Source organism: Caulobacter sp. AP07, from assembly GCF_000281955.1.
In the GTDB taxonomy this organism is placed as follows: domain Bacteria; phylum Pseudomonadota; class Alphaproteobacteria; order Caulobacterales; family Caulobacteraceae; genus Caulobacter.
This window is the reverse complement of record NZ_AKKF01000013.1, coordinates 1-13116: the sequence shown is the minus strand read 5'-3', so window position 1 is coordinate 13116 and position 13116 is coordinate 1. Positions and strand designations below refer to the sequence as shown.

General features: G+C 68.6%; 9 protein-coding genes. 5 read left to right on the top strand and 4 right to left on the bottom strand.

Annotated elements, in window-relative coordinates:
* Positions 1–181 precede the first annotated feature (181 nt).
* Positions 182–1846, top strand: coding sequence for a hypothetical protein (locus tag PMI01_RS01275; RefSeq protein ID WP_007661931.1), 1665 nt, complete (start codon positions 182–184; stop codon positions 1844–1846).
* Between the two features lie 29 nt (positions 1847–1875).
* Here the strand turns inward: PMI01_RS01275 and PMI01_RS01270 are convergent, their stop codons facing one another.
* Positions 1876–2403, bottom strand: a complete 528-nt coding sequence (locus tag PMI01_RS01270) for an SRPBCC family protein (protein ID WP_007661929.1) — start codon at positions 2401–2403, stop codon at positions 1876–1878.
* A gap of 180 nt (positions 2404–2583) precedes the next feature.
* Positions 2584–3435 carry a glutamate racemase gene (locus PMI01_RS01265; RefSeq protein ID WP_007661927.1) on the bottom strand — a complete coding sequence of 284 codons (852 nt, stop codon included), beginning with the start codon at positions 3433–3435 and terminating at the stop codon, positions 2584–2586.
* 229 nt (positions 3436–3664) lie between these two features.
* Between PMI01_RS01265 and PMI01_RS01260 the strand changes: the two genes are divergently transcribed.
* The 4 genes from PMI01_RS01260 (at position 3665) to PMI01_RS26850 (ending at position 7150) form a co-directional block, all read left to right on the top strand.
* Positions 3665–5806, top strand: coding sequence for a M3 family metallopeptidase (locus PMI01_RS01260; RefSeq protein ID WP_007661925.1), 2142 nt, complete (start codon positions 3665–3667; stop codon positions 5804–5806).
* Positions 5807–5953: 147 nt separating this feature from the next.
* A complete protein-coding gene (locus tag PMI01_RS01255; RefSeq protein ID WP_162136377.1) occupies positions 5954–6529 on the top strand; it encodes a PadR family transcriptional regulator in 576 nt (191 codons plus the stop codon).
* Positions 6530–6533: 4 nt separating this feature from the next.
* Complete coding sequence (locus tag PMI01_RS01250) at positions 6534–6872, top strand: DUF2218 domain-containing protein (RefSeq protein WP_007661921.1); 339 nt, start codon at positions 6534–6536, stop codon at positions 6870–6872.
* A 137-nt stretch (positions 6873–7009) separates the two neighbouring features.
* Positions 7010–7150, top strand: coding sequence for a hypothetical protein (locus PMI01_RS26850; protein ID WP_007661919.1), 141 nt, complete (start codon positions 7010–7012; stop codon positions 7148–7150).
* A 24-nt stretch (positions 7151–7174) separates the two neighbouring features.
* On the opposite strand, the gene PMI01_RS01245 is transcribed toward PMI01_RS26850, so the two are convergent.
* Complete coding sequence (locus PMI01_RS01245; protein WP_007661918.1) at positions 7175–8257, bottom strand: GNAT family N-acetyltransferase; 1083 nt, start codon at positions 8255–8257, stop codon at positions 7175–7177.
* 206 nt (positions 8258–8463) lie between these two features.
* Positions 8464–13116, bottom strand: a 4653-nt coding sequence (locus tag PMI01_RS01240) for a N,N-dimethylformamidase beta subunit family domain-containing protein (protein WP_007661916.1), incomplete at its 5' end; no start/stop codon positions are given.

Below are 13116 nucleotides of genomic sequence, written 5' to 3'. Positions count from 1 at the left end.
CCCGGGCCCCGCGCCCGGGATTTTTGTTTGGGCGCCGTCCGGTCGCCGCGCCCGTCGTCGCTCTACCATAGCGGTTAGATATTGACGACTCGCCTTTGCTCTGGCCACCGTATGGCAGGGCTTGGGCGAACCCGCATGGCGTCGCCGTGCGAGGACCCCGGCCGTCGGGCGGAGGGGTGTGATGAAAATCTCGATCGCGGGACTGAAGATCGGCTGGCGGACGCTGGCCGGCGCCCTGGTGGGCCTGGCGGGCGGCGGTGGTCTGCTGTTCGCCGCCGGCGCGATCGGCGCCGCGCCGCCGCCCAAGCCGGCCTACCTCCAGGCCTTCCCCTATTTCGCGCCGAAGCTGACGCCCCAGATGCCGGGCGACGTCGACATCACGCTGAAGACCGCGCTCGAAAAGGCCCAGAAGTTCGCGGAGGTCCAGCGCGAGTTCGACCTCTATTCCTGGCAGATGTTCCTGGCCCTCAACTGGCCGACCAACAACCAGGGCCAGGCCGCGCCGTCCCTGACCGACACCCGGTTCGGCGCTCCGCGCTGGACGCTGTGGCACAACTCGGCCGACATCTACCAGACCGACGGCGCCCGGCCCGTGGCCTGCGGGCTGGAGCCCAAGGCCAGGACCCTGGTCCTGAACCGCAGCCTGGCCAAGCCGGTCAGCAAGGGCCTGGCCGCCTTCTCGGCCCAGGCCACGGCCAACGCCGACCCGCGCGGGACCCGCTTCCTGGGCGTCGTCTCGGCGGTGGGCGAACTGAACGCCGCCAATCTCAGCGAGATCGACCAGGCCTTCACCGGCCCGCTGATCGACCAGAACGGCGAGTTCGTCTTCTACGAGATCATGATCGACCCCAACGAGGTCGGCTATCTCTGCGACAAGGGCCTCTACAACATCAACGGCCAGGTCGCCTTCTCCAAGGCCGGCGGCAAGGTCGACATGCCCGTGGGCGCGCCGCAACAGGACTGGAGCGGGTCGTTCGAGCTGAAACTGGCCTGGCGGATCCTCAAGCCGGGCAAGGACGACTTCGGCCGCTTCTACACCAACCCGGCCGTGGTCATGGACCAGGGCCCGAACGGCCAGCCGGTCGAACGCAAGGTCGTCGTCGGCCTGGTTGGCCTGCATATCGGCCACAAGAGCACGACCTCGCCGCAATGGATCTGGTCGACCTTCGAGCAGGTCGACAACCTCGACGTCGACCCGGTGGCCCACCCCAAGCTGTCCCCGTCATTCTTCGACCCGAACTGCCCGATCTGCGCGGTCAATCAGCTGCCGCAACAGGTCAATGGCGTCTATCCGCGCATCCCCACCCAGGTCTCGCGGGCGATCCCGATTCCCGGCGACAAGCTGGCCCTCAACGCCCAGGCCCAGGCGGTGCTGAAGCAGCTCGGCTCGGTCTGGCAGTATTACCAGCTGATCGACACCCAGTGGCCGACCAACCCGAAGGCCGCGCCCTCGCCCTGGAACGGCGGCCTGCCCAACGCGATCACCAACAAGCCGGGGGGCGATCCCACGCCGGTGATGCTGACCAACATCACCATGGAAACCTACTTCCAGATCGGCAACCAGCAGGCCTGCCACGGCGAGGAACGGCCCGCGGGCGTCAACTGCCCCGCCGTGCCGCCGGTGTGGAACTCGGCCCTGAACAACAAGCCGCCGCCGCTGGTCAAGTCGGACCACCCCAACACCCTGACCTTCCAGTCGGAGAGCTGCATGGGCTGTCACTCGTCGGCCGGCATCTGGACCAGCTACGATCCCAAGACCGGCACGGGCGCGCAATCGGGCCAGCTGTCCGCCGACTTCTCCTGGCTGCCCAGCCAGAAGGCCAGCTACCAGACGGGCGGGCAGTAGGCGCTTTCCTTATCCGGGACGCGGACCCCCTACGGCGCCTTGCCCGTCTCGACATAGGCCTTCAGCCGGTCGAACTGCTCGTTGAGCACCCCGTCGACCGCCGGCGCGATCTTGTCCAGGCCGCCCTTCCTGTAGCCGCCGACGTCGTAGGTCTGGGCCAGGGTGGTCTTGCCGTCCTTCTCCGACAGCGTCCAGCTCAGGTGGCCGGCCGCGCCGCTCATCTGCAGCGGCCCCAGGCCGCCGAACAGGCGCAGGCTCTGGCCGGGCTGGGCGTAGACCACGCTCATGTGCAGCACCGAGCCGCCGTTGGGCAGCCTCTCGCACAGGCAGCCGCCCGACATCGCCGATAGCGACAGGTTGGCCGACGAGCCCGACCAGGTGTGGTCCTTGTTCCACCAGGCCGAGGGCTGGGTCAGGGCGGCGTAGACCTTGTCGGCCGGGGCGTTGAGCACGGCTTCGCGCCGGACCTCGAAGCCATTGGGCTGGGCGTCGACGACCTCGGCTCGGGCGGCGGTGGCGGCGAGGGCCAGGGCGGCGGCGATGAGCAGGTGTTTCATGGGGTCCCTCCCGTGTGGCGGAAGGGTGGCGCGCCGCGCGCCAGCGTCAACCCGCAACTTGCCCCCACCTGGCGGCTTCGCCGCCTGTCCGCCCCCATAGGGGGCGGAGCCCACCCGCGCGAACTCTTCCCCCTATGGGGGAGGAGGGCCGCAGGCCCGGAGGGGGCAAGTGCGCCGTCCCTAAGCCGCCTCGAACCGCAGCGGGCCGCCCCAGAAGCTTTCGACCAGGCCGTTCTGCGGGCCCGGCGCGCCGGTGGTCAGGAACGTCCGGCCGCCGCCGGTTCCCGGGTCCAGCTCCGGGTGGCGCTGGAAATAGAGCTCCAGGGCGTCGGCCGTGGCCTGGGGCTGCTGGATCATCGGGGTGCCGGCCGGCAGGGCGGCGCGGAACATGTCGGCGACGATCTCGTAGTGGGTGCAGCCCAGGATCGCCCGGTCGGGATAGCGGCCAATGCGGGTTTTCAGCTGCTGGACATGGCGCTCGACCTCGGTGGCCAATTCCACGGCCCCGGCGTCGGCCTCGATCATCCGCGCCAGGTTGGGGCAGGGTTCGGAGAACACCGCCACGTCCTGGCGACGCTTGTCGATCTCGATCTCGTAGACCCGGCTGGCGGTGGTGCCGGGGGTCGAGAACACCCCGAGGACGTCCAGCTGCTCGACCTTCTCGCCGCGCCGCTCGGCCTCGTGCTCCCACGGCAGGCCGGTGGCCGCCTCGATGGTCGGGACGATGATGCCCAGCACGTTGACCGGCCGGCCCAGGGCCTTGCGGTAGCCCGGCAGCCAGGTCTGTTGCAGGCGGCGCAGGGCGATGGCCGAGGCGGTGTTGCAGGCCAGGATGACGACGCTGGCCCCGGCGTCGAACAGCCGCTCGCAGCCGGCCCGGGTCAGGTCGACGATTTCCTCGCCCGGCCGGCCGCCATAGGGGGCGTTGGCCTGGTCGGCGAGATAGATGAAGTCCGCCTGGGGCAGACGGTTCACGAGGGCGCGATGGACCGTGAGGCCCCCCACGCCGGAGTCGAAGACGCCGATGGACATGCCCCAGGCTTAGCGCGCGGTCGCCGGGCCGTCCACGCGGCGCGTTTGAGATTCCGATGCAGAGGCGACGCGAATCCGGCGCCGGGGCATGAAACGTCTCCGCGCGCCATGGCGTTACGAGGATCCTGTCGTCGAATTCATGTTCGCGGGACGGTTTCGTCGTGAAATCGCTTCCGCGCGCGCGACCGGGCGCTCTAGGGTCGAGGTTCGTCCTTTCGGAGTCCCCACCTTGAAGCGTCGCTCCTTCCTCGCCGCCGCCAGCGCCACGGCCCTGATGCCCATGACCACCAAAGCCGCCACCCCCGCCGCCACCGCCAGCGACAACCCCTTGGTCGCGCCCTGGACCGGCCCGTATGGCGGCGTGCCGCCCTTCGACAAGGCCAGGCCCGAGCTGTTCGCCGGCGCCTTCGAGGCCGCCATGGCCGACCAGCGCCAGAAGATCTTCGCCCTGACCGCCAAGCGGTCGGCGCCGACCTTCGAGGGCGTGATCGCCGCCTTCGAGGATTCCGGCCGCGCGCCAGCCCGGGTCTACGCCCCGTTCGGGGTGTTCACCTCGACCATGAACGACGCGGCCATGCAGAAGGTCGAGGCCGAGACCACGCCGAAACTGGCGGCGTTCAACGACGAGATCGTCCAGAACGAACAGCTCTTCGCCCGCATCAAGACGGTCTACGACGCTCGCGAGACCAGCGGCCTGACGCCCGAGCAGAAGCGCCTGGTCTGGGTGATCTACAACAACTTCGCCCGTCAGGGCGCGGCGCTGGACGCGGGCAAGAAGGCCCGCCTGGGCCAGATCAACCAGGCGCTGGCCAGCCTCTACACCAAGTTCAGCCAGAACGAGCTGGCCGACGAGGAAGGCTATGTCCTGACGCTGGAGAGCGAGGCCGACCTGGCCGGCCTGCCGGATTCGATCCGGGCCGGCGCGGCCGCGGCGGCCGAGGAGAAGGGCCAGAAGGGCAAGTGGCTGTTCACCAACACCCGCTCGTCGATGGAGCCCTTCCTGGTCTATTCCGACCGTCGCGACCTGCGCGAAAAGGGCTGGAAGATGTGGGTGTCGCGCGGCGACAACGGCAACGCCAACGACAACAAGGCGGTGATCACCGACATCCTCAAGCTGCGGGCCGAGAAGGCCCAGCTGCTGGGTTTCGAAACCTACGCCCACTGGATCACGGCCGACAACATGGCCAAGACCCCGGACGCGGCCATGAACCTGATGATGCAGGTCTGGAAGCCGGCCGTGGCCCGCGTCCACGAAGAGGTCGCCGACATGCAGAAGGTGGCCGACGCGGAAGGGGCGACGTTCAAGATCGCGCCCTGGGACTACCGGCACTACGCCGAGAAGGTCCGCAAGGCGCGGTATGACCTCGACCAGAACGTGGTCAAGCCCTACCTGCAACTGGAGAAGCTGCGCGAAGCCATCCACTGGGCCGCCGGCCAGCTGTACGGCTTCACCTTCACCCAGGTCACCGACGTGCCGGTCTGTCATCCGGACGTCCGCGTCTGGGCGGTGACCAAGGGCGCCGAGCGCGTCGGCCTGTGGTACTTCGACCCCTATGCCCGGGCCGGCAAGCAGTCGGGCGCCTGGATGAGCGAGTACCGCACCCAGGAGACGTTCAAGGGCGTGGTGACGCCGATCGTCTCCAACAACTGCAACTTCGTGAAGGGCAAGCCCGGCGAGCCGGTGCTGATTTCGTGGGACGACGCCGTCACGATGTTCCACGAGTTCGGCCACGCCCTGCACGGCCTGAACTCCAGCGTGACCTACCCGACCCTGGCCGGCACCAACGTGGCCCGCGACTTCGTCGAGTTCCCCAGCCAACTGAACGAGCACTGGCTGCCGACCAAGCCGGTGCTGACCAAGTTCGCCGTGCACTACCAGACCGGCCAGCCGATCCCCGATGAACTGGTGGCCAAGATCGAGAAGGCCCACACCTTCAACCAGGGCTTCTCGACCGTCGAATACCTGTCCTCGGCGATCTACGACATGAAGATCCACCTGGCCGCCAAGGGCCAGGCGATCGATCCGGCGGCCTTCGAGACGGCGACCATGGCCGAGATCGGCATGCCGTCGGAGATCGTCATGCGCCACCGGCCCACCCAGTTCGGCCACATCTTCTCGGGCGACGGCTATTCGGCCGGCTACTACAACTACATCTGGGCCGACACCCTGACCGCCGACGCCGCCGAGGCCTTCGAAGAGGCGCCGGGCGGCTTCTACGACAAGGCGCTGGCCAAGCGCCTGCACGACGACATCATGAGCGTCGGCAACACCATCGAGGCCGGCGAGGCCTTTCGCCGCTTCCGCGGTCGCGACGTGAAGATCGGGGCCTTGATGCGCAACCGCGGCTTCCCGGTTCCGCCGGGGGCGTAGGGCGCCAGCGACTGGATCGGGGACATGCGCATGCGCATGTCCCCGGCTCAGCGCGATCATTTTCAGATATATCTAAATCCGCTCTTGACCTGATCCTAATCCGATATATCTATAACTTCGATATAACGAAACAGGATCTAAAACCACATGTTTGGACGTCATTTCCACCACCACCCCGGTCGCCAAGGCGGCCATGGCGGCGCTCACAGCCGCCACCCGTTCGGCTTCCACGGCCATGAAGGCCATCACCGTCGCGGCGGCCGCATGGGCCGGTTCTTCGACCACGGCGACCTGCGCCTGGTCGTGCTCAAGCTGATCGCCGACAAGCCCAGCCACGGCTACGAGCTGATCAAGGCCGTCGAGACCGCCGCCGGCGGCGCCTATACCCCCAGCCCCGGCGTGATCTACCCGACCCTGACCCTGCTGGAAGAGCTGGGCTACGTCACCGCGGCTGACGCCGGCGGCGGCAAGAAGCTCTATACGATCACCGACGAAGGCCTGGCCTTCCTGGAGAGCAACCGCCAGCCGGTCCACGGCCTGTTCACCCGCATGGCCGAAGCCGCCGCCCAGAGCGCCGCCTTCTCGCCGCAGATCATGCGGGCCCGCGAGAACGTCAAGACCGCCCTGCGCCTGAAGCTGACCGCTGGCCAGCTGACGCCGGAGCAGATCTCGGCCATCGCCAAGGTCCTGGACGACGCGGCCGCCGCCATCGAGGGGATCTAGCGTCATGCAGAGCCATGCCCGCCTGAACACCGACAAGGCCGCGCGCTACATGACCCAGCTGGCCAAGCATTGGAGCCACAGGTTCGAGGTGGCGCTCGACGCCACCTCGGCGCGGATCCCGCTGCCGCTCGGCGCCTGCGTCATGCTGGCCGAACCGGACGGCCTGAACGTCACCGTCGAGGCGGCGGAGTTGGACAGCCTGGCCAGGCTGGAGGACGTGGTCGCCGAGCACCTGCTGCGCTTCGCGTTCCGCGAACCGGTCGGCCGGCTGGCCTGGACGCGGGCCTGGGAGGCGGGGCGGATCGACCCACCGACCCTGCGGATCAACCGCGTCATGTCGTAAATGCCCACGAATGGGGCGCCAATCACGGAAATTTTTGGATTTTGACCTGGGACACACAGTCAAGGTCGCTTGCATGATCTCCGGAACAGGCGTCTCCTCCTCGTTCAAGCCCCGTCAGAGGGCTGTGGAGGAAACCCATGGGTCACGTGGTTCGCGACGTCGCGTTTCGCGCGCGCATAAGCCGTCAGCAAGTCCGCCCGAGCGGGCTTCTGGTCGTCACCGTCGTCACGCTCATACTGTGGGCCGGTCTGGCCATGCTGATCATCCGCGCCATCTAGGGGCGTGAGCGCTGACCGGTTGCGTCAGCGCAGGCCGCGCAGCACGTCGATCCGCCGCATGGCCTTGCCCGGCAGGGCCGACACCGGACCCAAGGGCAGGGATTCGGCGACCTCGCGCAGGCCGTAGACGGCCTTGCGGGCGAGGGTCGAGACCGAGGGCGCGCCCAGGAAACCGAACATCACGCTCAGCTGACGATTCGACAGCTCGCGCTTGAAGCGATAGTCGCCGGCCCCGAGGTCCAGCCGCTGGTAGGGGCCGCCGTCCATGCCGCGCAGGATGTCCTGGAACAGCAGCAACCCCGGCGAATAGCGCTCGAACTTCGGATCGTGGGCGATCAGCCAGCCATGGATCGTGCCGCCGCCGCGCAGGTGGAAATGCGCCGCCACCAGTTCGTCGCCCAGGTGCAGGGTGTAGAGCCCGCCGCCGAACAGCGGATCACGGGTCTCGAACAGGGCCTCGATCAGCCGCATGACCCAGGCGGTCTTGAACAGGTCGGTCTGGCCGGTGGCCGCCAGCTGGGCCCGTTTCCAGGCGATCAGCTGCTCGAAGTCGGCGCGCGAGTCGGACAGGGCGGTGAAGCGGGCCGGGCCCACCTCGCGCTCGGCCTTGCGGCGTTTCTTGTCGATGTCCTTGAGCGCCCCGATCCCGGCCGCCTTGCGTTGCGCCTCATAGGCGTCGTAGCCCTCGGCGAGCTCGACGATCCACGAGGTGTTCTGGCCCCGGCCGTGGCCGTGGAAGGCCGGGTCGTCGGCCTGCATGTGGCAGAAGTCGTAGCGCGACACGTCCAGGGCCAGCAGCATGGCGCGGGGATCGGCCGGGAAGTCGTCGCGGGTCACGATGGCCTGGTAGTCGCACATCGGCGCACCGACCGGCATGGCGGTGGAGCCGCGCCGGCGCACCGCCAGGAAGGCGGCCGGCAGGCCGGCGACGTCATGCTGGATCGCCACCTGGACGCCGCTGGCCGGACCCTGGGCGCGCGCCACGGCCTGCGCCCACTGGGGCGAAAGGAACGGACTGTCGAAACGTGGCGCGGACGCCTGCGCGGCCGACCAGCTCGTGCTGACCTCCGGCGACAGTTCCAGGGCGGGGACGACGTCGATCTTCAAGGCAACCTCGATCCGGGCCAGGCCGGAAGTTTGGCCGGATGTTCGGGCAAGATCATGCCGCCGATAGATTGAACGAGGGTTTACGGACCGAAGAACGACGTTCGTCGGACTTGCGTTCTGCTGACGGTCGTTGATTCCGACCGTTCTCGCCCTCACGCCCGTCATCCGGGGCCTTCGCCGCGACAGCTACGCCTATTGGCGCAGACTCACAGGATGAAATCCCAGGCGGCGAATGTGAACTGGCCTTCGACCCGCACGATCATCTCGGGCGCGCCGCCATTGCCGTAGTCGAATTGCAGATCGGTCACGCCGCCCGAGGCGACGTAGCGGATCGAGGGGACGCCGCCGCCGCTGAAACCGCCCGTGCCGTTGAAGGCGAACTGGCCCAGGACCAGGGCCGAAACGTCGATGAGGTCGCCGCCCGCCACGCCGGCCCCGTCGAAGCCCACGAGCACATCGCGCGCCGAAGAGCTCGAATCGCCGAAGGCGGAATAGACGAACGTGTCGGCGCCGGCGCCGCCGGTCAGCCGATCGGCGCCGCCGCCGCCGTTCAGGAGGTCGTCGCCGCCGCCGCCGAAGAGCTGGTCGGCGCCCGAGCCGCCGTAGATGACGTCGCGGCCGCTCGAGCCTGTCAGGATGTCATTGCCGCCCAATCCGGAAATGGAGGCGACGCCGACGACCGACGCGAAGATGGAGAAATCCAGCGTGTTGGCGGCGGAATTGCCCTGCACGGTCTGGCCCGCGCCGTCGAACACCTCGATCGTGCTGATGTTCGCGGTCCTGTCCAGGGTCACCGCGCCGCCGGCCGAATTGACCCGCAGGGTGTCGGTTCCATCGCCGCCGATCAGCGTGTCGAACTGCGCCTCGGAGCCGCGGATCAACAGGATGTCGTCCCCCCGACCGCCATCCACCCTGTCGGTCCCGCTGCCGCCGTCGAGCGTGTCGCGGCCGGCGTCGCCGAACAGTTGATCGTTGCCGGCATATCCCCGGAGGGTGTCGTCGCCGCGCCCGCCGTTCAGGGTATTGTTCCCGCTCGTGCCGTTCAGCACGACGCCCGCGGTGGTTTCGCCGTTGATGGTGATCGTGACCGTCGCGGTGTCGCCGACGAGGCCGTCCGAGGCGGTGTAGACAAAGCTGTCGGTCGCCTGCTGGCCGCTGGCCAGGGTGTCGAAGGCGCCGTTCGGGTCATAGACGAAACCGCCGGAGGAATTCAGGGTCAGCCGGGCGCCGGAGGCGAGCAGCGTCGCGGTCCCGACCCCGCCCGCGCTGCCATTCAGCGCGACCACGCTTAGCGCGTTGCCGTCCGGATCGCGATCCAGGCCGGCCAGGTTGGTGATGACGTTGCCGGACAGCACGACGGCCTCGCCGGTCGCGAAGGCGTCGTCGCCCGCCACCGGCGCATCGTTGCGGCCATCCATCCGCAAGGTCGCGGTGTTGGGCGTCGTGCTGACGCCGTCCGACACGCGATAGCTGGCCGTGATGGTTTCGAAGGCCCCCTGCGCCAGGTCGTTGAACTGCGACGGGGACAGCGCCAGCATGCCCGAAGGCAGCAGGCTGAAGGCCACGGCGCGCGAGGCGTTGGACGAGGTCACCGTCAGGTTCTGAACCGAGAGGGGCTGACCCTCGGGGTCCGTCGCGGTGGCCAGCAGGTCGATGTTGACGGACGGCGCGTCCTCGTTGCTCGTCCCCGCGTTGATCGGGCCGACGGTCGGCGGCGCGTTCGAAGCGGGGGGTGTCACATTGACCGTCACCGTGGCGGCCGCGCTGCCGCCGAAGCCGTCGATCACCACGTATTCGAAGCTCGCGGCTCCGACGAAGCCCGCGCCCGGCGTGAAGGTGACGGTCCCCGTCGCGGCGTCGAACCCCGCCGTCCCGTTGACCGCGTTCCTGACGGCGCTGACGGTGAGCGTGTCGCTGTCGGCGTCGGTGTCTCCGGCCAGCAGCGTCGCCGCCGCGATCTGGACGGGCGTGTCCCGCGCGGTGGTCGCCGTCTCGGCGTCGGGGACCGGCGCGTCGTTGAGATCCACCAGGAGCACGACCTGGCTCGCCTGCGCGCCGGCCGTGGCGGGATCGGCGTCGACCAGCCGTCCCTTGCCGGCGGCGTTGAGGAAAAATCCGTCATTGGTCACGGTGAAGTCGTTCGCCGTCAGCGGCGTACTGGCTCCCGCCTGGTCGGTGAAGCCGCGTTGGCTGACGATCGACAGGCCGCGGATCATCGGCAACAGCCCGTCGGCGTCGCTCAGCCGCACGCCGTTGAAGGGCTTGTCCTGCGCGCTGGCGAACGGGACGTAGGCCTGGCTGAACACCGCCGGGTCGAGGGGAAACTGGATCTGGACGGTCAGCGCGCCGAGATCGACCGCCGCGAGCCCGTACTGTCCGTTGCCGATGGCGGACGGGTCGGCGTTCGGCAGGTTGGCGAACTCGACGGCGCCCTGCGCGGTGTTGACGGTCGCGGTCTGCCTTGCGCTGGCGGTGGGGAACAGCGTGTCGGGCGTGGAGCCGAAGATGTATTCCGCCGTGATGGCGCGGCCCGCGAAGGTCGCCGCGCCCGCCGGGCTCTCGGCCAGGTCGGTGACGGCCACGGTGATCGCCTGCTGGACCGGCGGCGCGATCCCGTCGGAGGCGCTGACCGTCAGCGCGTAGTGGTTGTCGGCCCCCGTATCCCTCGGCGTCTCGAAATCCGGCATGGCCAGGAAGCGCAGTTCGCCGCTGCTCGCATTGATCGTGAACAGCGCCCGATCGTCGCCGCCGACGATGGCGTAGGTCAGCGCATTCCCGTCCGGATCCGTCGCCCCTATCGTGCCGACCAGCGTGTTGTTCTCAGGCGTCGAGAAGGCGGCGCCCGACGTGAACACCGGCGGGCCATTGGCGCCGCCCGGCGGGTCGAACACGACGTCGACCCAGTAGTTCCCCGCGTTGAAGGTCTGGTTGGGGAACTGCACGCCCGCGCCATAGGCATAGACGCCATTGCCGCCGACCTGGCCGCTGGCCGGGGCGCTCAGCACGCCGAAGGGATCGCTGTAGGTGGTCGAGAAATAGTTGTCGATCGCCAGGTAGTTGTTATCGGTCTTGTAGGAGGCGATGTAGATGGCGCCCGCCTGGATCGTGACCGGCGTCGCCAGCGTCGCGACCTGCCAGCCCGATTGGCCCGGCGCCGAGTTGAAGGTCACCGTCGCGAGCAAGGTTCCGTTGGACGCCCAGAGATGCCCCGCGCGCTGGTCGGTATCGTTGGAGTCGCCGGTCGCGCGGAAATAGCGGAGCGAGGTGATCGCGCCGCCCTGCGTCGCCTGGAACTTGACGCCGAGCTCGACCGCCTGTCCGTCATTGTAGAGCTGCCCCGTGGGCGTGACCGAGGCCCCGAACAGGCTGAAGGTGTCCGGCGTCTGCGGCGCGGTGACCGTGACGACGTCGGTGGCGAGCTGGTTGACCGGGCGGATGTTCAGGCTGTCGTCGATGGCCCGCGCCTTGATGGTGTAGGAGCCCTGGGCGGTCGGCGTCCAGCTGTAGGTCCAGCTCGCCGTGCCCTGCGCCAGCCTCCAGTTCAGCCCGCCGTCGACCGACACCTCGACGAGGGCGACGCGGCCGTCGTCGTTCGACGGGTCGTTGTCGATATCGGCGGCGGAGCCGCTGATCGTGACCTGCGACAACGCGCCAACGCTGTCGGGCAGGTCGTTCAGCGTGGCGGTCGCGGCGATCCGATCATTGGAGGCCAGCGCCCGCACCAGCCCCTCCGATTGCAGGATCGCGTTCGAGACACCGGGCTGGATGCCCATGTCGGCGAACATGTTGACGGTGAACTGCTGCAGCGTCGTCGACTGGATGTTCGCGCCGTAGGGGCTGGAATCGTGCTGGTTGCTGAGGCCCCAGCTCCAGAACACCGTGCCGGCGCCGAACACCAGCGCGCCGCTCGGGGCGCGGTAGAGCGACAGGCTGTGCGTCGCCGTGCCGGGCTCCGTGCGATTGCCCTGATCGGTCAGGATCTGACTCCAGGGAATCGTCGTTTCCGAGAGCTTGACCAGGCTGGCGGGGCGGAACGCGTCGGTCGGCGACGAGTCCCATTCGTAGCCGAGGATGCCGGGGGCGATGTCGAGCGCGCCGTTCGGCCCGACGCCGGTGTCGCGCCAGACCCGCAGCCCCGCATAGGCGGCGGGAATGTCGAGCGCGCCACCGAACTCGCCCGTGCCGTCGGGGCCGAACAACTGGCCGGTGAGCGCGTTCTCGGGCCTTGCGCCGGCCGCGGTGTGGGTCACGCCGTCCGGACCGACGGCGTTGACGAAACGAAGGTCGCGCCAGGTGCCGGTCCATTCGTTGGACGGGTCGACGTTGGGGTAGTCCTGCGCCGTTGCGCCCAGCGAATAGTTGAACTTGGTCTCCTTGTAGCAGACCAGGGTTCGGTACTCGACGCCATCGACGATGCTGCTTTCCCAGCGCGTCTTCCAGTAGACCTCGTTGCCGCTCCAGAAGAGCAGGTTCACGCCGGCGTCGCGCGCGGCCTCCACATTGGCGCGCTGGGCGCCGGACCAGTATTCGTCATGGCCGACGGAGATGAAGGCCTTGTGGTTGGTGAGGTAGCTCGCGCCCAGGCGGTCGGTGTCCATGCCCGAGACGTAGGAGACGCTGTAGCCGTTCTGCTCGAGCCAGTAGATCGCCGCGTAGTCCGCGCCGAACAGGTAGTCCTGCCCGCCGGCGTAGGTTCCGCCGCCGTCGCGGGTGATGAAGGGCCGGTTGTAGCTGACCGCGAACGCGCGGTCCTGGTCGTAGGGACTTTGGTCCGGCGCGATGTTGGCCGGCTGGTCGAAGCCGCCGTAGAAGCTGCCGCCGACCTGCCCGTTGCGCCCGGCCCAGCCGTTATAGGCTTT

Excerpts from the sequence above, each read along its gene's own strand:
- PMI01_RS01275 (WP_007661931.1), top strand. The coding sequence starts at position 182 with ATGAAAATCTCGATCGCGGGACTGAAGATCGGCTGGCGGACGCTGGCC.
- PMI01_RS01270 (WP_007661929.1), bottom strand. The coding sequence starts at position 2,403 with ATGAAACACCTGCTCATCGCCGCCGCCCTGGCCCTCGCCGCCACCGCC.
- PMI01_RS01265 (WP_007661927.1), bottom strand. The coding sequence starts at position 3,435 with ATGTCCATCGGCGTCTTCGACTCCGGCGTGGGGGGCCTCACGGTCCAT.
- PMI01_RS01255 (WP_162136377.1), top strand. The coding sequence starts at position 5,954 with ATGTTTGGACGTCATTTCCACCACCACCCCGGTCGCCAAGGCGGCCAT.
- PMI01_RS01250 (WP_007661921.1), top strand. The coding sequence starts at position 6,534 with ATGCAGAGCCATGCCCGCCTGAACACCGACAAGGCCGCGCGCTACATG.
- PMI01_RS26850 (WP_007661919.1), top strand. The coding sequence starts at position 7,010 with ATGGGTCACGTGGTTCGCGACGTCGCGTTTCGCGCGCGCATAAGCCGT.